The sequence below is a fragment of the Paenibacillus sp. T2-29 genome (genome assembly GCF_052921365.1).
Window position 1 is genome coordinate 43,678 of record NZ_JBREVE010000010.1, and the last position, 25,250, is coordinate 68,927.

The window sequence follows — 25,250 nt, forward strand, 5'->3', positions numbered from 1 at the left end:
TGAGCTACATGTGCTTATTGAATATAGGGGGCTAAACAATCATGGAAGTCTCAGCACCAAAAATTCTAATATTATACGCCAGCTACGGGGAAGGCCATGTGCAGGCCGCCCGGGCAATCATGGATAGTCTGCGAAGACTCGGACACTGCGAGGTACAACTACTCGACCTGATGGCTGAATCACATCCATGGTTGAATGGGCTGACCAAATTTGTATATATGCAAAGCTTCAAAACCATTCCACAGCTTTACGGCTGGGTCTATAACATCACGCGCGGTATGCAGGCTAAATCGGCCTTTGGCCATGTGTTGCATTCATTCGGAATGCGTCAACTTGCTCTCACACTGAAAAAGGAGTTGCCGGATCTCGTAATCCATACGTTCCCGCAGCTCGCTCTCCCGGCGTTACGCCGCAAAATGGGAATGAATTTGCCTATTGTCAACGTGGTTACAGACTTTGACCTGCATGGGCGCTGGCTGCATCCCGATATTGATCGCTACTATGTAGCCACTGAGGATCTTCAGCAGGAAGCCGCACAGCGAGGAATACCTATCGAACGTATTGCCGCGACCGGGATTCCGATTCACGCTTCTTTTTATAACCTATCTGTCAACGAAGTCCCTGATCAGCAACAGGTAATCCCACCGTTACAAACTGAGACGACCACGTTGCTCATTATGGCAGGTGCATATGGTGTGTTATCCGGCATACTGGATATCTGTCGTCATTTAAGCCGACTTCCGCAGCTACGACTGCTGATCGTCTGCGGACGCAACCAGCAGCTAAAAGCAGAATTGGATGCGCTGTATGCGGACCACCCCGACATCTACACCTACGGATTCGTGGACTACGTCCCGGCACTTATGCGAGCAAGCAATCTGGTGATTACAAAGCCTGGCGGTATCACACTCTCGGAAAGCATCGCATCGGGTTTACCTATCCTGGTGTTCAAACCCGTACCCGGGCAGGAACTAAATAATGCTCTGTATCTGCAGCAAAAAGGAGCAGCCCGCATTGCTCGCACAACAGAGGAACTGATTCAACATTGTCTGGATCTGATCTCCACCCCCTCTCTTGCTAAGGAAATGAAGCAGGCGATTGAGTTACTTCGCAAACCTCATCCCGCAGACCAGATTGCCGAGGATATTTTACAGCAGCTTGAGGATAAAAGAACCTCTGTCCGGACAAATTAACGAAGAATAAGCCAGACGGAGGGGATACCAATGGAACACAAAGGAAAGGATTTACTCCCACTAACGGGTGAAAAGGTAGAAGTGGATGGTATTTATGTGGATGAGGATGGACATGAGCAACATTTGCACAGAGGCCAGCACTTTCCAGCTGATGTTGTTTTGGGTACTTCCGAGTGGAAAATGACCGAATATGCCTTTGATAACCATCACGAAGGACGTACCGATGAACGACTTATCCCCAAAGAGGATGACAAGAATAAAATGGGTAAAATCACACACCCACGCCGCCATTTGAAAACTGGTGACCGATAATTACGGAAGTATATCCACAATTACACCCAATATGTTGATAGTTTGTGGACAAACTGTGTGCAAAGTATAAATTATCGTAATATTATCTACAGATTGTGCACAATTTGTGTATAAATCATGCTACTTCTGTGGATAAACATTAATATGCGGTGGATAAAGTGTATACAACATGTGCAAAACATGTGCATAACCGTTTAAAAGGCTGAACGAATTCTTTTCGTTCAGCCTTTTTCGTATTTTTATACACATTCTCTAATTCATTTTTTACCGAGATCGGGTATGTTCGAACGAGAACATCGCTCCCGGAACGATGAGTTGCCCAAAAAGGACTCTATCCCATTAACGGAGACTAATCAAAAATTCGCAAATAGCGCATAGAGGAGTGTAAAATGGAAACGGGGACGAACAGAGTCAAAAGAAGAAATTACCGAAATGTAAAAAGAGTAAGGGTGATCCGAATGGCATCTATTAAAATCCTTTCACTTAATGTCGGCATGCCCAAGCAGATCCAGTTTAATCAGAAGGACGTTTCTACGGGGATATTCAAGTCGGCCACAGATGAATATTTGTATTTATCTTATCTAAACTTCGAAGGGGATGGGCAGGGCGATCTAGTTCATCACGGGGGTAAAGAGAAAGCTGTATGCGTCTATCCCTACGAGCACTATCCGTTCTGGGAAAATGAATTGCGGAGACCGCTCGATTACGGCGCGTTCGGGGAAAATTTAACGATAAAGGGTTTGCTAGAATCCGACGTTTGCATTGGAGACGTCTTTAAGCTTGGCAAAGCTATCGTTCAAGTTAGCCAGCCGAGACAGCCTTGCTACAAGTTGTCCATCAAGTACGGCGTACCGGACATGCCCTTGAAGGTACAGCAAACAGGCTACACGGGATTCTACTTCCGCGTTCTGGAAGAGGGAGTTGCCTCTAAAGCCGACGGACTATCCCTCCTCCATCGCCATCCGAAAGCAATTACAGTTTCATTTGCCAATCGAATTATGCATCAAGAGAAGGATCATATCGAGGGTATTAAACAAATTCTCGAAGTGGAAGAATTGTCCGTAAACTGGAGAAATACGTTTCTAAAACGTTTGGCGGGAACCGAAACGGATTCTCGGGAAAGACTATCAGGCAATTCGTAAGGTGGAAGTGGTTCAATGAGTTAGTATGTTTTGTGTAGAGACAACTTTTTTACCGAGATCGGGCATATCTTTCAATCCTATCCTCATAGCTTGTATAGTACGGAGACTTAGCTTGAATCTTTTATAAAGGAGGATATGCCTGACATGTCAGTCTATAAGTCTTCCACAGGATTGGATGAAAATATAGCAGCTGTCCTGTGCTATTTGTTCGCCTTTATTGGCGCGCTGGCCTTTGTCATGCTGGAAAAGAAAAGCCGATTCGTATTATTTCACGCACTGCAATCCATACTTCTTTTTGTAGCCCTCATGATCGGACATGTGCTGGTCGGATTCATTCCGCTACTCGGTCCTTTCCTCGCTTCCCTGCTAACGCTGGCAAGCCTTGCCTTGTGGATTATCTTGTTAATTCGTGCGGGACAAGGAAAGTGGCTCAAGCTTCCCTGGATAGGCGATCTGGCTCTTCATCAAGCTCGGCAGTTATGAAAACAGCAAAAAACCTTGATCCTAAGCAAGGAATCAAGGTTTTTTATGTTTGGGCAGTTCATTTTTTTACGCTAGCTTCTTCTGTCATATATGGATGTGTCCCAGCTTATCTGGATTAACCATTAAATAAAAATTCTGAATATGCTCCCCGTCCGGTGTCAGTATGAGGCATAAGGTTTCTCTCACTTCACTGTCTTTCAGAAATGCCAGCTGAACCTCACCATTAATGACGGTGTGGACCACTTCTCTTTCTCGTAAAACGGTTAATACCCGACGAGAGGTCAACAGGGCGAGAACGCCTTTGCGTACAACCATCGGCCTCATCACTGTATGCACATTACCTCCACCATCTGACACGAATATAGGTTGTTCAGCCAGTAGTTCCAGCATAGCAGTCACATCGTAGGCGAGAAAGGCGGTTGTAAAACGCTCCAGCAGTTTTACCCGGGAAGAGTTATTTATATTAGGACTGATTGGAGCTTCAGGAGCAGATTCTCCGGAAGATAGAATACGACGGGAACGACTGAACAACTGCCGACAGTTGCTCTCGGTCTTGCCCAGTAATTCTGCAATTTCTTTATAATCATATTGAAAAGCTTCTCTCAGCACAAAAACAGCTCGCTCTATCGGTTTTAGCTGCTCCAGCAGAACCAGAAATGCGTAAGAAATCATATCTTTACGTTCCAACCAATCGGCAGGGAGATCTGCACTCTCACCCAGCGGCTCCGGCAACCATTCTCCTACATATGTCTCTCTTTGCTTACGCGCAGAATTCAGTAGATTCAGACACCGATTCATCGTCATTTTGGCTACATAGGCTTTGGGATTCTGTATATCATTCAGGGGCTTATTCTCCAGCTCAACAAAACAGTCTTGAACGACATCCTCGGCATCCGTAACCGTTCCAAGCATGCGATAAGCAATGGCAAAAGAATATTTGCGATATTTTTGATACAGCTCCTCCAGACTTACATCCACCGATTCCCCCGATTCTTGTTCAATCCCTTGTTCTTTGCCAGTCAAAACGTAGCCCCCTGTTCATTAAAGACTGCCTGGATACATCCCGGTCGCGATGGCAATCCGGTTCCAGCTGTTGATCACATTAATGGCAGTGATCAAATCTAAGTACTCTTCCTCTGTAAAATGTTCTCTGACTCGATTATACAAGTCTGTGGGTACCCCTTGCTCTGAAATATGAGTGACCGCTTCAGCTAATTCAAGCATAGCACGTTCTTTTTCTGTGAACAAAGGAACCTCCCGCCATAAAGCAAGCTGCAAAATGTGGTCAGCATAATCCCCTAGTTTTAGCAAATCCTTTGCATGCATATCAAGACAATAGGAACAGCCATTGATTTGGGATACTCTAATTTTCAGCAGTTCGTACAATACTTTGTCTGTAAAACGACCGGAAATATACTTTTCCATCTCCATCATTGCCTTGAATGTACTAGGACTCACTGCTCTGTGGTTAAATCTTAAACTCACGATACATCGCCTCCATTATTGGTTTACATACAGAAGACAAATGAACATGTGATTTTGTGACAAAGTGCAATACATCAATTTGGAATTGCCCTCAATTGACATAGCATGTATTATAGATAAATGATTTTATGCAAAGAAGGTGTGCACTCACATGAGTGAAAAAGGTTTTATTAAAGAATTTAAAGAATTCGCTGTACGGGGTAACGTGATTGACCTCGCGGTCGGTGTTATCATTGGTGGAGCGTTTGGCAAGATTGTTACTTCTGTGGTAAACGATATTATTATGCCTCCGATTGGTAAACTTCTGGGCGGTATGAATTTTCCAGACTTATATGTAGCTTTACAAGCTGCCGACCCTCTAAATGCTGACGGTACACGCAAGACTTTGGCACAAGCCAAGGAAGCAGGGATTGCGGTCCTTGCCTATGGTCAGTTTATTAATGTCCTGCTAGATTTCCTCATCGTGGCCTTCTGTGTGTTCATGCTCGTCAAAGGGATTAACATGCTGAAGCGCAAAGAGGAAGAAAAACCTCCTCAGGAAAAAACAATCAAGGAATGTCCACATTGCCTGTCCGAAATCCCTATAGCTGCTACCCGCTGTGCACATTGCACTTCCAAGCTAGAGGGATTCGTTGAAGCACGCTGACTCGAACTACATTCCTATGAATACAACAAACGGCTTAAGACGGTGCATCGTCTTAAGCCGTTTTTAGCATGGCTCTAAAAATCATTAATTGAAGTTGGTGATAATACCCCGAGGTCTGACTGGCAAACCTTCTGCGTACAGATGGGAGACATCACCGAAGCCAATGCAACGGGGAACTGCCCATTCCTTGGAGCGTTCATCAAACAAGATGGTGGTTACGGAGCTAGGCGGCATCCAAAAACCGGACCAGACCAAAGCCAACGGTAGTTCCAACAGATGTGCAAGCCAGGTTAGCCCGAAGCCGCCATGACAAAATACGGCTACCCTGTCTTCCGTGTGCTTCAGAATTCGGTACCTGCCCTCCACCCGCTCAAAGCCTTGCCGCTTCAAAAATTCATCAGAATGAACTTTCAGTCGCTCGAAGGTTTCAGGACTTTGCGTCCCTTGATAATAGGAAATTTCCTTCCAAGAATCATGAGTCGGCAGAGGCGACCCGGAACGAATCACTTCACCAGGCAAATCCCAATGGGAAAGACGACCGTATGGAGTATCCTCCAGCTTTAGAGCCAGCTCCTGCGTCCAGTCCTCCACTTCATAAGTCATACCGAGAGAATCGGCGGTGTACCGCATCGTATCCAAGGCCCGTCCCAAAGGAGAGACGTAAATACGGTCCAGTCCGTGACTGGACAGCCGTTTGGCCAATGCCTTGGCTTCCAAATGACCCTCTGGCGTGATGGTGTTGTTAGGATAATCGGGGTCTGCATGTCGGATAATATACAATCTCATTATTTGTTCTCCGTTCCTATGAATGGCGACAGGATCGCTTTATCTCATTCCAACAGTGAGTTTTCCTAATTTTTAATGCTTATTCAGCAAGGTTTCCAAAATCGCGCGCAAATCCCTGTCTTCCTGATAAACTTCCTCACCCGTATCCAGCTCAATTACCCGGATATATGTATAGTTCGCTCTGGCATCGACGGGTTTAAAAATCAATTCCTCGGGATTGTCTGGACGCACATCATAGCCCATATTCTTGAACATATCTGTTATTTGATCAATCCCCGGCTTGCCTCCGCTTTCCAGCATAATCAGCCCACGCAGTTCCTTGGGCTCCTCTGGATGCATAACTCGGAAATGTACAATACATTCCATGTAAAATCGCTCCTTTCAATCATAAAGCTATGTTATGGCGCAAATCCCCATGTTCCCAGCATACCCCAAAAGCTACTCCGCATTCCACATCGTCCATCATATCGTCAGAACGGAAAACACGTTATACTGTAAAGTAGACTTTGATTTTCTGCATATTATAGGAGGAATCACGATGACTAGCGAGCTTCTGGATATCTACGACGATGAAAACAACCCCCTCGGCACAGCCTCCCGACAGGAAGCACATGCCAAGGGCTACTGGCATCATACCTTTCACTGCTGGCTGGCACGAGACACCTCGACAGGCCGCCGCTTGCTATTCCAACAGCGTCAGGATACAAAGGACACCTTTCCCGGATGCTACGATATTACAGCAGCCGGGCATTTGACTTCAGGCGAAGATATGTCCCAGGCGGCTCGCGAGCTGGAGGAAGAACTAGGCATTTATGTTCCCTTTACCTCCTTAACACCACTGATGACCGTTCGGTATGAAAGTAAAGGTACCGCACAGGGCACCTCTTTTTGGGATCGGGAGGTCAGCTCGGTGTTTGGACTGCTGTCCAACCAGCCCCTGGAAGCCTATTGTCTCCAGCAGGAAGAAGTAGCCGGACTGTACGAAGCAGACCTTGACCAAGCACTATATCTGTTTGAAGGCCATATTCCATTTATCGAAGCCCAAGGTATTACGTCGGGGCCGAACCCAGAAAAAACTCGCCGCCTGATTACACCGGATCAATTCGTGCCTCATCAAGCGGGCTATATTACAACTGTATGCCGGGCCCTGATGGAACTTCCCTCCCAGTAATCCTTATACTATTCTCCAGCTGACATATATTTGCCGATAATGCCTTCATATCGCCAGCCATATCGGGTCGACAGCTCGCTGCCCATATCATGCTCCAGCTCATACAGAATAAGATCCTGGGCAAAATGATCAAGCAGCAAACCTGTCATCACCGGATGCTCGGTAATAAGCGCCTGTGTCGGACAATTCTCTCCCCGCATACCCAGCATGCACCAACGCCGATCAATAACAAAGGAAAACTTACGCCCTGACGGTTCCTGTCCGTCTGTACCAGACGCACGCGGTAGCCACGGTCCCAACATACTTTCTCCGTTGTCGCAGGACCATAGCAGACGCACACCCCGACTCTCGGCTTTTTTCAACGCTTCCCGCAGCAGTTCGGCTTCCTCGCGCCACAAATTCAGCACAATCTCATGCTCTGCCCGTTCCAGCTCGCGTGTCAGACTTTCCAGCACCTTCCGGTCACCTTCCACGTTGTAGAAGGTCGGCTTGGCTGGTTCTGTTCGTGGCATCTCCTTCTCCACCGCCAGCAGGGACTCCCGCATCTGCCCTTCGATCATTCGGGTCAGCTCACCCGGCGGCAGCATGCTGTAGCGTACAGGCTCTCCCGCACTCGCTCTGAGATATCCCTGCCCGGCCAAACGCTGCAAAGCTGCGTACACGTTGGAGCGCGATGCCCCCAAACGCTTAGCAACTTCATAGCCGGAAGCCGCATTTTGTCTCGAAAGCTCGACCATCACCTTGGCTTCCATCTCCGTAAAACCCAGATTCCGCAGATGTTGCAGCAAACGCTCCATATGTTCTGTTCCCCCTATGCTGCCCGGCGTTATGTCTGTGTCCTGCGGCAGCCTGTTCGGCTGCGTCAAATCTGTTCAGCTCCACAGCGTGGGCACCATTTGGAGCCTTTGGGTAATTCCGCTGTGCAGATTTGGCATTTTACATTTTCGCGTATTTGCGTTGACGGTGTTGCCGGCTTCTCTGCCCCCGAATTGTTGGCCTTCCAATATCGAATGCGCTCGTCCAGCTCCTCCTGACGCTCCCGTTCACGTTCCAGTTCTTCAAGACGATGGTGTTCTTTCTCCAGTTCTTCCTGACGACGGCGCTCCCACTCTTCATCGAATGCCGCTTTTTCTTCCGGAGTAAAATCAGACACCGTGTAATTGCGGTCTGATTCCGTTGGATCGTGCGTTTCATACCGCTCATCCTGTTCATGCCGATCGATGACTTCATCTTCTGCATACTCCATGTAGGCAGGCACAGCATCCTTCGCTGCCTCAGGCTTGCGCAGATCAAAAGAATAGGCGTCTGTTGGAACCTCTTCCCGCACGGCCGCTACTTGCTTGGAGGCAGCCTGCCCTCCATTTAACTTGCGTCCGCATTTGGGACAAAAGTTCGCATCCAGCGGCACAACTGCACCACAGGTACATAAATGGGCGTTTTTCAATTCTGCAATTCTACTGCGCAGCTCATCAATTTCATCCTGAAGCTCATCACAAGCAGTAGACAACTGTGTCATCTCGGTTTCAGCCACTGACATATCGGATGCCCGGTAGCCTTCGTAAAAGATTTGACCCATTCGTAAGAAATGAACATCCATTTCCTGCTGAATCGTTGTAATTTGCGAATTAATCTTACTAATCTCGACAGCATGCTGCGCCTTTTCTGTTGCGCGATTAGCGCCTTCCTTTATACGTTGAATCAGCTTCATCGTCATTTCCTCCCCATATCCAGCCGGATTTCACTGTACCGTCCGTATATCCCAAAGTTTTTTTCTGTTGGCAAGCCTCGAACTCCTGTATAATGGAATGCGGTCATATCGCCTGTTTGAGGCTATAGGCATTGGCGTCAACATATTAACGTTCTGACGCTCCTGCTCTAGATCCGCATGAATTCAGCATCATTTTTAGTCCATTCGCCTTGTTCTTATCATCAACTAAAGCTGACTAGAACTCTATCATACCAAAAACTACCCCCATTTGTGAAAATGGAAGATTTTAAGAACGAAAGGGGTTTCAGGATCATGAACCCAAATCCTGCATTTTACCCCCGACCCATCGGGGTTCCTTATTCAACGACGAGCCCTCAGGCGCGTCGAGCTTCTATGGATACCAGTATAACGCTGGTACCCGACACCGACCAAGACGCGGCTTTTTTCCGTGCTATAGAGAACGCGGGCATTCATCTGAACCGCCCGCAGATTCAGGCTGTACGCCATGGTAAAGGCCCCCTTCTAACCCTGGCAGGGGCTGGCTGCGGTAAAACTACGGTGCTGGCTGCCCGTGCAGGCTACCTCATGGCGATGCGGGATGTCCCTGCATCGTCCATCCTGCTGGTGACCTTCACCAGCAAAGCAGCTGCCGAAATGAAGCTGCGCATCGCGGGACTACCCGGTGTGCGACCTGCCGCTGCACGCGCAGTACAGGCGCGTACCTTCCACTCATTCGCTTTGGCGATGCTTCGACATCGCGGTGTGCAAGATGAAGTGTTCGGTGAAACACAGGCCCAGCATACCGTTATGAAAATGATGCTGCGCCAGCTTGGACTGAGTGAGGCTTTCCAGCCGGAAAGCCTGCTGTCCGCCCTCTCCGCCTGGAAAGCGGAAGGCCGTAGCGCAGATGAGCTGCCGGAAACCATACGCGAGGAAGCGGATGCCAAGCGTGCCATGCTCGCCTATGAAGCGTGGAAACAGGAACGGAGCAAAATGGATTTTGACGATATTCTGCTGCGTGCCTCCGTTCTCCTGCGTGATCCGGATGTGCTTCAGCCGCTTCAACGACGTTTTTCCTATATCATGGTCGATGAATTTCAGGATACGAATGCCCTGCAATACGAAATGGTGCAACGATTGGCTGCGAGGCATCGCAATCTGATGGTCGTCGGAGATGATGACCAGACGATCTATACCTTTAATGGAGCCCGCCAGGAATCCATTCTGGAGTTTGATAAGGTCTATAAAGATGCAAAGGTCATTACTCTTGATATTAATTATCGCAGTGATGCACGCATTTTGGGGCTGGGCTCCAACATCGTCGCCAAAAATGTTCATCGACGCTCCAAACGTCTTGCGGCTGCCGGGCGCGAGGGCTTGCCGCCACAGTTTGCGACCCCATCCGGGCCTGAGGAAGAGGCGGGACATATTGTTACTCATCTGCTAGGGCAGGTAGAAGAAGGTCGTCTTCGCTACCGGGATATCGCTATTTTACATCGGACAGCCAGCGGAAGCCGATCTATTTTTGAGCAATTAATTATGCGGGATGTCCCATTTATTCAGTACGGAGCAGGAGCCGTATTTTACGATCAGTCTCTGATTCGTCCCTTAATGGATCACTTGCGCTTGTCGCTGAATCCCCGTCGAATGGAATCCATTCCAAGTACCCTTGGACCGCTGTATGTCTCCCGTGAGGCTGGGATGGAATGGATTATGCGCGAAGAGAAACAGCAGGCTAAAAAATACCCGCTAATCCACCTCAGCCGCTGGGATCGACTACGTGATTTTCAGCGTGAACAGGTGAAAGAACGCATTCGGTTGATTCGCAGTCTCACTACCATGAAGCCTGCCTATGCCATTCAAGAAATGCGGCGCGTCTTTTATGACAAGTATTTGGAAAGCGGAGATACGGGCGCGTGGACACATTATAAGGAAACGATGCAAGAAAGTCTGGAGGAGCTTGAAACGGCAGCCAAGCGCTTTGACACGGTAGAGGCATTCGTCAACTTTGCGGACGAGCTTTCAGAGCGCCACCGCCAGATGGAATCTCTGCGCAGAGAGGAAGACAGCGATGCTGTTCGGCTCATGACGATCCACCGTGCCAAGGGACTGGAGTTCCCTTGCGTATATTGGATCGGAGCAAGTGAAGGCATCCTTCCGCATAGCTCGGCTCTACACAGCGAGCTGCCAGAGGATCGTCGGGCAGGCGCCGCCCCCGCAACGGCTGTGGATAACGATGCTGCGCTGGAGGAAGAGCGCCGCCTCGCTTACGTGGCCGTCACCCGGGCGAAGGAGCTGCTGTACATCACCTCCCCCGCCTCCAATCACGGCAAGCCTGCCCCCGTGTCTCGCTTCTTGCTGGAAGCCTATGGGGTCACTCCCCCCGAGACTTCCAAGCCGGACACGCGTCGCAGCAGCTTTGGCCAACCGAAGGGTACTTCGGGTTATGGCAGCCGGGCCGGTGGTGGTTCGCCAGCGTCTGGCACGGCAACCCGCGTGAGCAGCAGACCGGGGTCAACCCCAGCCGCCACTACAGCACGGACGGCCTCGGCGGCGGCTAGGTCACAGACAGAGCCACGCGTCGATGTGCCTGTGTGGAAATGCACGGACGCCGCCTGCAAGGCGTGGATGCGGCGCGACACAGTAGGTGGACGCCGCACCACGGGGGCCAGTGCAGGCACGCCACCGGTGTGTCCGCTTTGCTCCTCCCCGATGACGGAGGGAACGCGCAACATCCCGGCCAGATAAGTGCGAGGCGTGTATAGCCGCTATGGAGCTGTACTCCCACTGCATTCGTCATTTCCAGTCCGGCTTGTGCAGACCTGTAATGAATCCAAAAAAGCACTAATGTACATTTTCCCGGCACCCTGCAAAAATAAGTTTTAGACAGACTAAATCAAATAAAAAACGGTAGACTAGGATGTGAGAATAAAATCCTAATCTGCCGTTTTTTTATATATCATTTTATCTAAGTTAACCCTCATTTATTCTAGATAAATTTCGTTAAAAATTGAATCCCTAAAAGGAGAGAACATATAATGAAACTTTCAGGAAATACAATACTAATTACGGGTGGAAGTACTGGAATAGGATTAGCTTTTGCAGAACGATTTTTAAAAGCTGGAAATAAAGTCATTGTTTCTGGACGACGTGAACATGTACTTCAAAAAGCGAAAGAGAAATTGCCTAGCCTTATTACTCATGTAAGTGATTTGAATATTGAATCCGAGCGTATAGCATTATCGGATTGGGTAACAACCAACTATCCAGAAGTAAATGTGTTAGTTAACAACGCCGGTATCCAACAACGCTTTAACGTTCTAAAAACGGATGCAAAAAACAATTGGGATTATTTCAGTAAAGAAATCACAACTAACATTGAAGCACCTTTCCATCTATCCATGCTGCTGGCTCCATATTTTGCAACAAAAGAAGAGGCGACTATCATTAATGTCACTTCTGGGTTAGCTTTTACGCCGTTTGTGATTGCTCCGATTTATTCAGCAACGAAAGCGGCACTTCATTCATTTACAATTAGCCTAAGACACCAACTTTCTGATACGTCTGTAGAGGTAATTGAAGTTGTCCCTCCGGCAGTGAATACAGATTTAGGTGGAGCAGGATTGCACACGCAAGGAGAACCATTAGATGACTTCGCAGATGGAATTTTCAAAGGATTAGAAGAAGGTAAAATAGAAATAGGATATGGTACTTCTGTGGCTCGCCTACGCATGTCACGAAATGAAGTCGACGAACACGTAGAAAATATGTATAAGGCAACGAAAAACTCAATAGAATAACTTGCTTAATGAGCCATCCTTTTGCGGGATGGCCCTTTCCTTTATTTCGCTTTTTATTGATTTACCTTGTAGAATTTGCTGGCACGTTATCATAATTCCCAAATCTCATTTCTCACGATTCGTCTTTATCGAAATAATCATCTGGCAAATGTAGTTCTCGCAAACAACCGATAAATTTTTCTTTGAAATTCGGATTTTTTTTATATTCCGGCCATACCGCCTTATAGTAAGGCAGCAACTTCTCATGTGGAATAATGCCCCAGTATAAAATCATGTTTTTCAGAACCTGCGGGTCGCCCCCTATCAACATCTGTTCAATGATCTGCCAGCTTCCCTGCTTGTTTTCGCAACTACGCGCGGCATAGATGGCAGTGGTCTGCATTTTCGGGTCGGCGTGACACAAGAAAGGCGCAAAATTTCGGAGCGTAATCTCACCGTAATCCTCTAAAATATATCCTGCATAACGCAACGTTTCCGGGTCATGAATCCTGTCAAGACTTTGCAAAATCACTGGAATAAATTCCGTTAAATTTGCTGTTTTACTGGAAGCGTGCAGAATCGTTAAAGCTTGCAGAAAATCCCTATGTTCATCCGATTGCAACAATTCCAGAAGATATTTTCTACCCTTGTCAAAAGAAGTTTTGCAGATTAGCCAAACAGCTGTGGTCCGATTTTTTGGGCTTTGCTCCGCAATGTTTTTCAAAAAACCAAGGGTTGGCTGGGCAACTTCCTTAAACTTGAACATTCCATCAAGCGCCTTTGCTTGGATTTCTTCGTTTGGAGCGCTCTGATACATCTGGATCAGTGCATTCTCATCACCCGGCATTCGACTGCCAAACCACCCGATATCATAATCCAAAATAATTTCATCCAGCCAGCGCTCGTACCAGTCCAGAAAGCTGTCTTCATAGACAAAGAAAAAGGGATGATCGGGATGAAAATCGGAGGTGTACACAATTCTCCCCCTGTATTTCCCTTCAAGTACGAGATACATGTCGTATTCGCAGCCTTGGGTACCTATGCACAACATGCCGCCCAGCACCTTATTACGGGCGTCATCGTATTCCTCATCAGGGATGTCCTCATCCTTGGTCAAGGGCTCAATCAGATGGTTCCATTCCTCTTTGGCCATCCCGGGATGCAGAACGGATTTTGCAAGGAGTGCCTGGTGCTCGGTATAGGAAGTTGCCTTTTCAATCGGATAAACTCCATAATAGGGTCCGGCGCCTCCGTTGCCGATGTTTGTTAAAAACAGCGCGTAAGGCTCGGGTAGGGTGACTTGATTGTGGGCTTGCCAGTCCGCCAGCTCTTTTGCTGTAAGCTTCTCTTTAACCCTGTACTGATGTGAGGATGCTCCAAACACCGAGAAATCCTTGTCTTTGCGCATGGCCTGATTCAGTTTGTCTTTTATTCGATCCAGTTGCGTTTCTTTCTTCCCAAACCACATATTTGCACCCTCCAGTAGACTTAGCCAGTTTCCTTTACTTGCTTATCCAGCAATTTCATTCTTTATGGGTCTTACCTCTTTACATTGATATGATCTTTAAGTAAGTTTTTATAATACGGTGGATACTGTTTAATTGAAGTATGAAAAGTGATCACGCATAAAATGAGTTAACGTATCCTCTAAATTTTGATGCTGTTTCATATATTGGAACAAGATGGACGAGGTGAGCATGATTTCAGAATCCTCGATACTAATAATCCATGACGGTGGCTCCTCAGGATTGTAACTAAATTCACTAACGATGCCGTATGCTATACCTAGTTTATCCATTCTCTTGTGTAAAATTTGATAGATCTCGTCAGTCAGTTGATGAATATTAATATCATTCTGTTCCAAAACCTTCTCCCTCCTCTTTCGTCAATCAATAGATAGTTTAAAATCAACAATCGTCTGTTCAGCCGTAACCTCATAGCCTAAGCCCTTGTAAAGTTGTACAGCAACTTGGTTCTCCTCCATTACTCCCAGATAGACATCTGATGATAGCGTTCTGCCCAGTTTTGTAAGTTGGCTCGTCAAGTGCTTTGCTAGCCCTTTCCCTCTGTGAGCAGGGCTTGTATATATGTTTCCGAGCTCCACGAGCTTAGAATCATAAAAGTGAAAGCCACCTACGGCAATAAAATGACCACATTCCTTGATCCCAAGGAAAGGATATTGTTCGAGTTCGCTCCTCGTAAAAAATTTCATGCCCCCATTTCGTAATAAATCCACTATTTCTGGAACTTCGTTTTCCTTAACTAACTCAGCCAAGTTAGAATCAAGCAGTTTCGATTGATCCATATGTTTCATCGTTAAGAAACGTTGTGGGTTACCCGTTATGAGCCCATGAGACTGAAAAAGTTGTAGGTCACGATCACACAGGATTGTACCACAAACGGTATTTTTCTTAAGTTGAATGAGTTCCTCAGTAAAAGCAATAAGAGCTGAAAAGTTAAGTTTCTCTCGGTTTATGCAGTGGAAAGAAAACGCAGGGAAGGAGAGCCCGCAAAAGTATGCTAAGACCCCTGTCAGCTTGTCATCTACATATTGACCAACAAATTTAGCCTGCTCCTTACGTTGACTTAAATAGCTATAGAATAACAAGTGTTGGTCTCTATGAATCTGGTTCGTTAATTGATAAACAGTTTCGTCGCTAAGCAGTCGATGAGAAATCATGTATTAGTCCCTTTCATTCCCATGTGGGTAATATTCTTATTGGCATAATACCACAAATGGAAATGATCCTTCCCGCTTATCCCATGTAGCCTTAACAATCTTGAGCTATGCGTTTCAAAAAATATAAAGATTGTTTGCTATCGAAGTATAAAAATCCATAATTTAAGGATGATTTTCTCCGAAATTCATTGTATGGTTCCTGCCTCGCCTCTAATTTATGATGAAATTAAAGAGAGGTGAGGTCCTAAAAAATTAATGACAAATATTGAAAACGCATACAAACGAAGAAAGAATGCTTAAAAATGCAAGCTGGTCCTTAATCACCTGTCATCGATTACTTCAAAGTGTACTTAATATGTACACACTAATGAAAGCGTTTTCTGTAATATGCGTTGCAGGTCAATCGAGGCGGTAACATCTACTAATTCAAGGAGTGAATAATATGCCAGATCCATGGAAAAGAAGGTCTTTCGGTATTCTCAGCTTTGTTCTCTTATCCTTTTTGTTGGTATCTCTCAGTTTAATTCCAAGCTTAGCAAAAGCAGAATCAGCTCCCTTGGTCACCGATGTTGAAGACCGACCGGTGATGAATGCAAGTCAAGATTTATCCACTAACGGCAATTCCTCTCCTATAGTCGTCAGCTCCAAAGATGCAATTCTTCAAGGTTACGGTGTAGAAAAACGGGATACACCCTATACCGGCGATACGCTTTATAAAGGCGATAGCTATGTATCCTTCTTTTATGACTATGACCCTAATTCCGGCAAGTCTGACGGGACGGCTACGTTTAAAGTGAACGTACCTACAGCAGGTCTTTATAGGCTGAGCCTCGGCTACTACATTCCGGCGGACACCGGCTCCAAGGATACCAGCATCAAAGTCAATGGCACAATAGCTGAAAACATAACGCTGGCTGCTCCTCCGAAAGGTGTGGCGGTGAACGAGAAAATGGTAACTAAGATCATGCTGAATGCTGGCACAAACGAGCTGACTTTTTCAAGAGGCTGGGGATATTACGGGATCGAGTATGTGAAGGTTGAATTCGCCAATCTGCCAGCTGCAATAAGCAAAATGGAAGCCGAAGACGGAGCCATTACTGGTGAGGTCAGCATCGAGGCTGCTGATACGGGTTATTCCGGTACCGGTTACGCAGCCTTTAAAGGCACAGGGTCGTTAACCTTTGCCTATAACGCAGCCTCAAGCGGGCTTTACAATCTTGTAATCGGTTACAGTAACCCCAATGGAGACAAAAAGACCCAATTGGTGGTCAATGGCCAGACCAGCGAAACATCACTCCCGACAACAGCAAGCTACACAGAGGTATCTGGCGGTAAACTGATGCTGAGTGCGGGAAACAATACCATACAGTTCAATGTCGATTCGGACCAATATCATATCGACTACGTCAAGCTGTCAGCAGTGTCTCCCCCGAAACTGTATCAGATTGAGAAAAAGCCAGTAAACCCGAATGCGACTGCGGAAACCAAGGCACTTATGGGTTATCTCGTCGATAGTTACGGCAGCAACATTCTTTCCGGTCAGCACACTCTTGAGGATGCCCAGTGGATTAAAGACCAAACTGGAAAGTATCCTGCCATATTATCAACGGACATGATGGATTATTCCCCCTCTCGCATCGAACATGGCGCCACCTCAACTGAAGTGGAAAAGGCGATTCAATGGGCCAAAGAAGGTGGAATTGTCACATTCGCATGGCACTGGAATGCTCCTAAGGGACTGCATGATATTCCCGGCAAAGAATGGTGGCGCGGGTTTTACACGGACGCTACTACATTCGACGTTCAATATGCGCTTACTCATCCCGAGTCGGAAGAGTATCAGCTTATCCTAAGGGATATCGATGCTATTGCTGCTCAGTTGAAACGCCTCCAAGACGCTCACGTTCCGGTGCTGTGGAGACCGCTGCACGAGGCGGAGGGCAAATGGTTCTGGTGGGGCGCCCAAGGGCCAGACTCCGCCAAGCAACTTTACCATATCATGTACGACCGCCTAACAAACTACCATCACCTGAACAACCTGATCTGGGTATGGAACTCCGAGAGCCCCGAGTGGTATCCGGGAGACGATGTCGTCGATATTGTAAGTGTGGATATCTACAACCAGGCGGCTAATTATAGCCCCAGTATCGGCAAGTATGACAGCTTGGTGAATCTCGTACAAGGCAAGAAGCTGGTTGGTCTGTCCGAAAACGGCCCGATTGGCGATCCTGAATTACTTCAAACATATTCAGCACATTGGCTCTTTTTCACCACATGGACAGGCGACTTCATCCGCAACGGACAATATAACTCCCTGGATCATCTCATAAAAGTGTTCAACAGCGATTACGTGATTACGAGGGATGAGCTTCCCCAAGACCTATTTACTTCGTCCAAGAATGAAGCGGAGTAAGGCACTCTTATTTTGGATATTCGGACTTTGGGTATGTGATCGAATTCGATAACAACGGTGATAACTTGGTATTACTTTGAACGTGCCCATAACTGTACCGTCCCATCCAGCACCATGAAGCAGCGTAGAAGCCTGTCTCTAAAGAACAGCGGCCACCTCAGAAAGTAACCGGGGTGGCCGCTTTTGATTTATAACCTGAACGAATGCAGTCTATCGCAAACCTTAATGAAAAAGGACCGTCTCCTCTCCAATTGGAAAGTGGAAACGGCCCCGTTCTTTTATGCGAAACGAGTTAGTTAGTGGACCACAGCTTAATTCGGTCTTGGATATGCTTGGTAAAGGATTGTTCCATTTCTTGTACTCCGGCTTTCTCCAGTTCTGCCATATAGTCGTCCCAAACCTTGTCGAAGTTTTCCGGTTTAGTCATGACAGCTTCCGGAATCCGTTTCCATGTAATATCCTTCATCTTGGCTCCGAGAATAACAGCCGGATCGTCATTGGGAAGAGGCATCGTATACGCTGCTCCATATGCTCTCGGTTGGAATTCATCTTCCTTCGGGAATAGATCCTTCCAGTGCTCAATCTTATAGGCCTTAAGCACTTCCTTCTCCGACTTGTTATAAGTCGCTGTCAGCAGTTCCGGATAACTACGAGTAAAATAGTTGCCAGTTGAGTCCTTGATGCCATCACCATAATGGACCATCAAGTTCCAATATAGACCGATTCCGGACTCTTTTTGGAAAGCCGCATTGTCATTGTTCATCCGTTCAAGTACAGCCGGAATAATCGTCCGTTTGCCGTCTTTAACTGTGTAATGCTTGCCTTCAATCCCCCAATTATTCAGGACTTGACCCTCTTCCGATGCCAGAAAGTCGAGGAACTGGATGGCACGTACCGGGTCCTTACACTTGCTAGAGATCGAGATTCCATATCCCCCATCAAAACCAGGCAGCCAGAAGTTGGTATCCTTGTACTCCTTGCTCATGGTGACTGGGTAATGACCGTAAGTCTGATCGAATTTGCCCTCCGCCTTCAGCGCATTTTGTCCGTCGCCATAGTCCCATTCCGGATCGGCCAGACCCAGTACGCGGCCAGATGCCACTTTTGCCTTAAACTGATCGGTCTTCTGCACAAAGCTTTCCGAATCAAGCAATCCAATGGCATTCATGTGATTCAACCAACGGAAATATTCCTTTTCTTCCGGTCGGCGGAAATGATAAGTCGCTTGGTGAGTTTTTTGATCAATGTAGTATTCGCCGTCGTCTGGTCCCCCGGTCGTCTGGAAGCCTGAATTCGTTACCTGGTACATATGCCAATCGTCGGCATTTAGGGACAGTCCGATATTTTTGTTGCCATTTTCGTCCGTCGGATGCTTGGTGATATAGTCCTTAATGACTTTTTCGAAATCCTGTACTGTACGGATGTCTGGGTATCCCGCTTCCTTGACGACACGGTGTTGGAGTTTAAATCCTACGTCGGGTTTGATTTTTTCCTCTTCGACAGCAGACCAGGTCGGAATAACATAGATGGATTGATCATCCAAACTGTACTTCGTCCGAACAAGCTTGTCTCCCAGCATTTTTTTGATATTCGGTGCATGCTTGTCGATCAAATCCGTCAGATCAATAATTGCACCAGCATCGACAAGTTTGCCGACATCCGCCTTAGCAGCGATTAAATCAGGATAGTTTCCTGTGGCTGCAATCAATGAAATCTTTTGGACCGGGTCTCCGACAGCGAATTCAGCATCTAGGGTTACTCCGGTTTTTTCAGCGATGACCTTACCGACTTCATCCTTCATGTTATTCCAATTTGTACTGGAGTCTTCCGAAAAATAAGTAAGCGTGATGTCTCCTGTTGTTACGGCCTTGGTAGCCTCAGACGGATTATTACCACTACACCCTGCAAGGGTCGCCACTAAAGTTAGTGACATTACGAAAGGTACGATCATTCTATTTTTTCTTGACTTCATGGAGCTAAACCTCCCTGTATAATGAATGTTGCCTCGTTTTAGCTTTTTACCGCTCCAAGCGTCATACCTTTAACAAAATATTTTTGCAGAAAAGGATAGACGATTAGAATCGGTACGGTAACAATGATGGTGATTGCCATTTTGACGGATTCCGGCGAAACCTGTGCCATACGCTCCGCCATATTGGCAGCGTCCTGGGAATTGGTTGCGCTTGTTGTCGTACTTTGCAAAATTTTCATCAATTCATATTGCAGGGTCGTCAACGATTCGTTGGACCCATTAAACAGATAAGTATCGAACCAAGAGTTCCATTGTCCAACCGCCAAGAAGAGCGCTACGGTCGCTAATGCTGGTTTGCAAAGAGGAAGAATAACGCGCCAGTAGATCGTGAAATCGTTGGCACCATCCAGCTTAGCTGATTCCTGTAACGCATAAGGCAGACCATCAATGAAGGAACGAATAATGAAGACGTTAAACGCACTTACAAGGCCCGGTAAAATATAGACGGCAAATGTATCAATTAAATGCAATTCCTTCATCAGGATAAAACCTGGAATTAACCCTCCGGAAACATACATGGTAACAGCAAGAAAAATTGAGATGAACCTTCTGGCTTGAAAATCACTTCGTGCAAGCGTATAGGCAAGCATCGAGCCGCTGACCAAGCCCGCTACAGTGCCAATGACGGTCCGCAGAAAGGAGATTTTGAATCCAGTGATTAACCCCTCATAGGTGAAAATCAAATCGTAATTTTTCAAAGTAAATTGCCTTGGCCAGATGGTGATTCCACCTCTAATGGTGTCCACCGAATCGTTAAAAGAGATAGCCAGCACATTTAAGAACGGGTAGATCGTCAGAACGGTTACCACAATCATGAAAACATAAACAACTACCTCTAGGATTCGGTCTTGTAGTGATTTAGACTTAAGCTTGTTATTTAATCCGCTGACCGGCGTAGTGCTTTTGACAGCCTCCATGTCTATTCTCCTCCTTACATAATGCTCTCGTTGGTATAGCGCTTAAAGATTCCGTTAGCCGCAAACAATAGGACCAGGCTTATCACCGAATTGAAGATATTAATGGCCGTCCCGAAAGAGTAGCGTCCCATCGCCAGACCATAATTAAGCGCATACAAATCAAGTACTTCAGAGTAATCGATGACCAGGTGATTGCCCAACAGAAATTGCTTCTCGAATCCCGTACCGAGCAGATGGCCAATAGACATAATCAGGAGAATGATAATGGTCGGCCGGATCCCCGGCAGCGTAATATGCCACATTTGCTGGAATCGGCTAGCGCCGTCCACCCGTGCAGCCTCGTATAATTCAGGACCAATACCGGCGATGGCAGCCAGATAAATAATAGCGTTCCAACCGGTTTCCTTCCAGATGTCTCCGAAAGTTACAACCCACCAAAATAATTTACCTTGGGCCATAAACTGGACTGGCTGATCGATGATGCCTAGACCCATGAGCATATCGTTTACGACACCGCCATCCGCTGAAAGCATTTTGGTGACAATGCCTGCAGCAACCACCCATGAAACAAAGTGCGGCAGATAAGATACAGTCTGAACAAATCGTTTTACAACCTGAATACGGACCTCGTTGAGCAATAGAGCAAAGACAACCGGTACAATAAAACCAGCGACCAGTCCCATAAGACTCATAGCCAACGTGTTCCGCAGTACTTGGTAAAAATGATCATCTTGGAACAAAGTACGAAAATGCTCCAAGCCCACCCACTTCTGTTCAAAAAAACTCAAACCGGGTCTGTATTTCTGAAATGCCATTGTCCAGCCCCATAGCGGCAAATACTGAAAGATGAAGACCCAGATCACAAACGGAATGGACATATAATAAAGATACCTTTGGCTTTTAAATACCTTCCAAGCATTCCGCTTCGGTTTTTTGTATACGTTTTCCGAATTTACTGTTACCGCTTTCATTTTTTTCATCCCCTCTCTTAAATCCATCATAAAACAGAGGAGAGTCAGAGCCCATACAACGGATTTCGGGAAAAATCATCCACAAATTATGGATTTCTATATTCCGACGGTGAACAGCCTTCGTACCTTTTGAATTTGCTGTAAAAGTAGTTAACACTTGTATAGCCGACGCTTTCAGCGACTTCGTAAACTTTCATTCCCTGGTCCAGCAACTCCTTTGCCTTGTGAATACGGACTCTGTCCAGATAGGTGTTAAAGTACTCCCCAGTCTTGTTCTTGAATAGCTGACCCAAATAGGCAGTACTATAGTTTAGTAGTCCAGCCAGCGTTTCCAGCTTCAGGTTGTCTGTATAATGACTGTGAATGAAGTCGATCATTTTTTTGAATTCCTGCTCCTTTCCACGAGGTTCGGAGTCTTTCGCCAAAGCTAGCAGGAAACGGTAGGTCTCTTCCAAAAGATCATGTAAATGATCATGCTGGTATATCCCATTCAAAAAACGGGAAACTTCCTCCGTCTCTTTCAACTCGATACAGAAACCCGCGGTCAGCTTGTGAATGACCGCATTGGACAGAAAGAAGAACGACTCTTTGATCGACTTCTCATCTTGCCCCTGTTGGAGAAAAAATGCTGCCGCCTCGTTCAACAATGGAAGTATTACAGTCTGGTTCCCTACTTCCAGACTGTAATACAGGCGGAAGATGAATTCCTCCATCGTTTCTTCAGCTTTATCAGCAGATAATCGGGGGGAATCCAGCGCAGGAGAAAAGAAAGGATACGGACCTAGCAGTCGGTTCTTCTCACTGAAAAAGGATTGTTTTACCGCTTCCTGGGCCTTTAAAAAAGATTTACAAATATCTTCAGGAGCAGATACTGCCCCTCCGGTTGCAGCGACGAACCTAACATTATCCGCAGCATTACGAATCTCATTGTGCAGAATTTCACGCCGTTCTCTTCCGCGCAGCGGCGCGTTGAGCAACAGGACTGTATACGGTGGGATTACTGTGACAAGCCCTATCATCTGCCCCTCGATCTTTGCCTTTAATCCATTCGAAAGCTGGTATGCGACATCGGAACGGTCCACTTCAGAAACACGCGGGTAAACGACCACGACTTCGTAGCTGGTCCACAACAAATCCGCTTCTATTGCTTTACTTCTCAACTTGGCGGGATCTTCAGTTTTCTCTTGAGGGACGAGCAGACTGTGCAGGTATAAATCGCGATTAATAACTTCTCTCTTACGCCACTCCTCTTGAAGGCGCTCCTCTTCGATTCGCTCGCGTATCCGTTTTATACTGGACGTCATTTCATCAATGTCGACCGGTTTAAGGAGATAGCCGAACACCCCGTATTTAATCGCTTGTTTGGCATACTCGAAGTCGGCATATCCACTGAGGATAATAAAATGCAAATGATGACCACCGGACCTCAAGTGCTCAATCAACTGTAAGCCATCCATAACCGGCATGCGGATATCGACAATTACGACATCAGGAGCTTTTTCCTCGATGACTTCCAATGCTTCTTTTCCATTGGCTGCCGTAGCTGTAACGATACATCCGAGGCTTTCCCATGGAATCAATGTTTGAAGCCCTTGACGAAGCTTCGGTTCATCGTCAACGATGACTACCTTAATCATTTGGTTTCACCTCCAGGTATGAAAAACTGAATACAAGTGCCTTTTCCAGGCTCGCTCTCAATATGTAAGGCACTAGAGGTCCCATACAGTAAGACGAGACGATCATTTACGTTTCGTAGTCCAATTCGCTGGACCTCCTGTTCATGTACAGATGCAGCAAGCTCTGCTTGTACAAGGACGAGACGATCGTCCGTGAAACCGGCGCCGTTGTCACATACTATAACTCGAACCCCCTCCGGGATTTTCTTAACTTTCACTTCAATGACAGCTCCTTCTGCTTGATTATCCAGACCGTGTACAATAGAATTCTCCACCAATGGTTGAATAATCAGAGGTGGAACCAGTGTTTCCTCCAAATCCGGATCAACCATTAAGCGATACTCCAAACGGTCTTCATACCGGAATTTTTGAAGATCAAGATAACAGCACACTTGCTCAAGCTCTTTACGCAGTGGAATCTTGTCGTTACCGGCCTCCAGACTGCTGCGCAACAACGCGCTCAACTGCCATACGGCTTTAGCGATATCGTCCTGTTGGCGAATGTGGGCCTCCATTCTAATGGACTCTAGAGAATTGAAGAGAAAATGCGGGTTGATCTGGCTTGCCAGCATTTTGAACTTGATCTCGTTCTGTCTCTGCTCCACCAGGCTTTTCTGACGATTCGTTTCTTGAACCTCCTGGACCAAATGGTTTACGTTACTGACGAGCGCGTTAAATTCCCTCGATAGTAGACCAACTTCATCTTTTCCGTCGATATGGAGATAGGTTTCCCACGAGCCCGCTCCTACTTGGGTCATATGCTTGCTCAAGCGGAGAAGCCTTCTGGATAATAGCGAAGCAGAAGCATAGATAAGTAAGGCTGCAAATATTAGACTAGCTGTGATCACGACTCCGCCGAGCCATATCACTTGATTAGCATCTCGGGTAATTTCAGAAACGGTAAAAACGGAAATAATGCGAAGTCCATTCCAGCTGTTCTGTGGAGTTAGATTTGCGATCACCACTTTCGATGCTTTTCCGTTAATGAGTGTGTTGTAACTTCCTTCCTGTTGGAAAAGTATATTTTCGTCGGCATGAATTTCAGAAAGATTCTTCCCAAACAACTCTGCTTCATTGGACGCGACAATCTGATTCCGGTTATCCACGATCAAGGTAGGGAACGATTCCTGATTCAGAATTGAATTTAATTGGCGCTTGTTAACATTTATGACCAGAACCCCTTTGCGCCCTGGTGAATTTACTGAGAATGATCGAATCAGGCTGAGATAATCGGCATTGTACCTCTCATCCTTAATTAAATTCCAGCCAACCAATCCTTTCTGCTCTATGGCCTCCTTGTACCAACCTGCGGTTGTGATTCTTTCGTCCGGCTGGATAAATTCCCAATTATTAAGTGCTCCAGGATTAGGGACATAGACACGAATGCCGGATATCTCTTTGTACAATTGGAGGTAGTCACGAATACCTGTATACTCCCGGTAAGCCTGAATGACTTCGATGTAGCTGTCATACTTTTGGCTGGCCACCATTTTCATCCGATTGTCATTGGTTAGCCGATACGAGATGTCCAGCGGCACTTTAATCAGTTCTTCTGTACGATTTTGGACCCGCTCGACATTGTTGGATGCTTGCATAAAGGCGTCCTTAATGACGGACTCTCGAAGCTTCCCTGTCAGAAACAGGCCGCATAACAGCAAGGGAAGAACAGCTACCGAAATGAATGTAAGCGTCATCTTCTTTCTCAGTTTCATGTCATTCATCATTCGTATAAAAAACATGGCTTGTCCTCCCCAATCAGTACGCTGATGCGCGCAAAATGCCCCTTTTATACAAAAAGGGGCATGCATAACTCAATCAATTGTTTTCTAACTTTCGCCAATTGTACTGTTGTACTG

The 25,250-nt window shown here is 46.5% G+C and carries 23 protein-coding genes; 9 read left to right on the top strand and 14 right to left on the bottom strand.

The window, feature by feature from the left end:
- Window positions 1–41: 41 nt before the first annotated feature.
- The 4 genes from ACU1JV_RS22230 (at window position 42) to ACU1JV_RS22245 (ending at window position 3,130) form a co-directional block, all read left to right on the top strand.
- Window positions 42–1,193 carry an MGDG synthase family glycosyltransferase gene (locus tag ACU1JV_RS22230; protein WP_413987469.1) on the top strand — a complete coding sequence of 384 codons (1,152 nt, stop codon included), beginning with the start codon at window positions 42–44 and terminating at the stop codon, window positions 1,191–1,193.
- A gap of 30 nt (window positions 1,194–1,223) precedes the next feature.
- Entirely contained in the window at window positions 1,224–1,505 is a 282-nt protein-coding gene (locus tag ACU1JV_RS22235) for a hypothetical protein (RefSeq protein WP_019686045.1), read from the top strand.
- Window positions 1,506–1,963: 458 nt separating this feature from the next.
- A complete protein-coding gene (locus ACU1JV_RS22240) occupies window positions 1,964–2,647 on the top strand; it encodes an MOSC domain-containing protein (protein WP_043886083.1) in 684 nt (227 codons plus the stop codon).
- 144 nt (window positions 2,648–2,791) lie between these two features.
- Window positions 2,792–3,130: a DUF4870 domain-containing protein gene (locus tag ACU1JV_RS22245; RefSeq protein ID WP_040102217.1), complete on the top strand. Its 339-nt coding sequence runs from the start codon at window positions 2,792–2,794 to the stop codon at window positions 3,128–3,130.
- An 84-nt stretch (window positions 3,131–3,214) separates the two neighbouring features.
- On the opposite strand, the gene ACU1JV_RS22250 is transcribed toward ACU1JV_RS22245, so the two are convergent.
- Together ACU1JV_RS22250 and ACU1JV_RS22255 are read right to left on the bottom strand one after the other, a co-directional pair.
- Window positions 3,215–4,153 carry a sigma-70 family RNA polymerase sigma factor gene (locus ACU1JV_RS22250; RefSeq protein ID WP_413987468.1) on the bottom strand — a complete coding sequence of 313 codons (939 nt, stop codon included), beginning with the start codon at window positions 4,151–4,153 and terminating at the stop codon, window positions 3,215–3,217.
- Window positions 4,154–4,171: 18 nt separating this feature from the next.
- Window positions 4,172–4,615 carry a carboxymuconolactone decarboxylase family protein gene (locus ACU1JV_RS22255; protein WP_337684139.1) on the bottom strand — a complete coding sequence of 148 codons (444 nt, stop codon included), beginning with the start codon at window positions 4,613–4,615 and terminating at the stop codon, window positions 4,172–4,174.
- Between the two features lie 151 nt (window positions 4,616–4,766).
- Here ACU1JV_RS22255 and mscL point away from each other — a divergent pair, with 151 nt between their 5' ends.
- Window positions 4,767–5,261, top strand: a complete 495-nt coding sequence (gene mscL / locus ACU1JV_RS22260; protein ID WP_413987467.1) for a large conductance mechanosensitive channel protein MscL — start codon at window positions 4,767–4,769, stop codon at window positions 5,259–5,261.
- A gap of 84 nt (window positions 5,262–5,345) precedes the next feature.
- On the opposite strand, the gene ACU1JV_RS22265 is transcribed toward mscL, so the two are convergent.
- Together ACU1JV_RS22265 and ACU1JV_RS22270 are read right to left on the bottom strand one after the other, a co-directional pair.
- A complete protein-coding gene (locus tag ACU1JV_RS22265) occupies window positions 5,346–6,047 on the bottom strand; it encodes a histidine phosphatase family protein (protein WP_264218017.1) in 702 nt (233 codons plus the stop codon).
- A gap of 72 nt (window positions 6,048–6,119) precedes the next feature.
- Window positions 6,120–6,413 (bottom strand): hypothetical protein, encoded by a 294-nt coding sequence (locus ACU1JV_RS22270; RefSeq protein WP_013308601.1) that lies wholly within the window; start codon window positions 6,411–6,413, stop codon window positions 6,120–6,122.
- Window positions 6,414–6,585: 172 nt separating this feature from the next.
- Here ACU1JV_RS22270 and ACU1JV_RS22275 point away from each other — a divergent pair, with 172 nt between their 5' ends.
- Complete coding sequence (locus ACU1JV_RS22275) at window positions 6,586–7,218, top strand: NUDIX hydrolase (protein ID WP_413987466.1); 633 nt, start codon at window positions 6,586–6,588, stop codon at window positions 7,216–7,218.
- An 8-nt stretch (window positions 7,219–7,226) separates the two neighbouring features.
- Here ACU1JV_RS22275 and ACU1JV_RS22280 read toward each other — a convergent pair whose 3' ends face one another.
- Entirely contained in the window at window positions 7,227–8,015 is a 789-nt protein-coding gene (locus ACU1JV_RS22280; protein ID WP_413987538.1) for a TrmB family transcriptional regulator, read from the bottom strand.
- Window positions 8,016–8,080: 65 nt separating this feature from the next.
- The gene (locus ACU1JV_RS22285; RefSeq protein WP_019686039.1) at window positions 8,081–8,926 is read right to left on the bottom strand and encodes a zinc ribbon domain-containing protein; all 846 of its coding nucleotides are present in this window, start codon (window positions 8,924–8,926) and stop codon (window positions 8,081–8,083) included.
- Window positions 8,927–9,238: 312 nt separating this feature from the next.
- Here ACU1JV_RS22285 and ACU1JV_RS22290 point away from each other — a divergent pair, with 312 nt between their 5' ends.
- Window positions 9,239–11,674 carry a UvrD-helicase domain-containing protein gene (locus tag ACU1JV_RS22290; RefSeq protein WP_413987465.1) on the top strand — a complete coding sequence of 812 codons (2,436 nt, stop codon included), beginning with the start codon at window positions 9,239–9,241 and terminating at the stop codon, window positions 11,672–11,674.
- A gap of 290 nt (window positions 11,675–11,964) precedes the next feature.
- Window positions 11,965–12,726: an SDR family oxidoreductase gene (locus tag ACU1JV_RS22295; protein WP_064964304.1), complete on the top strand. Its 762-nt coding sequence runs from the start codon at window positions 11,965–11,967 to the stop codon at window positions 12,724–12,726.
- Window positions 12,727–12,838: 112 nt separating this feature from the next.
- On the opposite strand, the gene ACU1JV_RS22300 is transcribed toward ACU1JV_RS22295, so the two are convergent.
- From ACU1JV_RS22300 to ACU1JV_RS22310, 3 genes are all read right to left on the bottom strand, one after another.
- Window positions 12,839–14,173 (bottom strand): SMI1/KNR4 family protein, encoded by a 1,335-nt coding sequence (locus tag ACU1JV_RS22300; RefSeq protein WP_413987464.1) that lies wholly within the window; start codon window positions 14,171–14,173, stop codon window positions 12,839–12,841.
- Window positions 14,174–14,302: 129 nt separating this feature from the next.
- Entirely contained in the window at window positions 14,303–14,569 is a 267-nt protein-coding gene (locus tag ACU1JV_RS22305) for a hypothetical protein (RefSeq protein WP_413987463.1), read from the bottom strand.
- Between the two features lie 21 nt (window positions 14,570–14,590).
- Window positions 14,591–15,385, bottom strand: a complete 795-nt coding sequence (locus ACU1JV_RS22310; RefSeq protein WP_413987462.1) for a GNAT family N-acetyltransferase — start codon at window positions 15,383–15,385, stop codon at window positions 14,591–14,593.
- Between the two features lie 442 nt (window positions 15,386–15,827).
- Between ACU1JV_RS22310 and ACU1JV_RS22315 the strand changes: the two genes are divergently transcribed.
- The gene (locus ACU1JV_RS22315) at window positions 15,828–17,798 is read left to right on the top strand and encodes a glycosyl hydrolase (RefSeq protein ID WP_434954335.1); all 1,971 of its coding nucleotides are present in this window, start codon (window positions 15,828–15,830) and stop codon (window positions 17,796–17,798) included.
- Window positions 17,799–18,090: 292 nt separating this feature from the next.
- Here ACU1JV_RS22315 and ACU1JV_RS22320 read toward each other — a convergent pair whose 3' ends face one another.
- The 5 genes from ACU1JV_RS22320 to ACU1JV_RS22340 form a co-directional block, all read right to left on the bottom strand.
- Window positions 18,091–19,770, bottom strand: coding sequence for an ABC transporter substrate-binding protein (locus tag ACU1JV_RS22320; RefSeq protein WP_040102227.1), 1,680 nt, complete (start codon window positions 19,768–19,770; stop codon window positions 18,091–18,093).
- 38 nt (window positions 19,771–19,808) lie between these two features.
- On the bottom strand, window positions 19,809–20,747 hold the full coding sequence (locus ACU1JV_RS22325) for a carbohydrate ABC transporter permease (RefSeq protein ID WP_264218026.1): 939 nt from the start codon (window positions 20,745–20,747) through the stop codon (window positions 19,809–19,811).
- A 14-nt stretch (window positions 20,748–20,761) separates the two neighbouring features.
- Window positions 20,762–21,718, bottom strand: coding sequence for an ABC transporter permease (locus tag ACU1JV_RS22330; protein ID WP_264218027.1), 957 nt, complete (start codon window positions 21,716–21,718; stop codon window positions 20,762–20,764).
- An 86-nt stretch (window positions 21,719–21,804) separates the two neighbouring features.
- Window positions 21,805–23,355: a response regulator transcription factor gene (locus ACU1JV_RS22335; RefSeq protein WP_264218028.1), complete on the bottom strand. Its 1,551-nt coding sequence runs from the start codon at window positions 23,353–23,355 to the stop codon at window positions 21,805–21,807.
- On the bottom strand, window positions 23,352–25,133 hold the full coding sequence (locus tag ACU1JV_RS22340; RefSeq protein ID WP_413987460.1) for a sensor histidine kinase: 1,782 nt from the start codon (window positions 25,131–25,133) through the stop codon (window positions 23,352–23,354). Before ACU1JV_RS22340 ends, ACU1JV_RS22335 begins: the two co-directional genes overlap by 4 nt.
- Window positions 25,134–25,250: the final 117 nt, after the last annotated feature.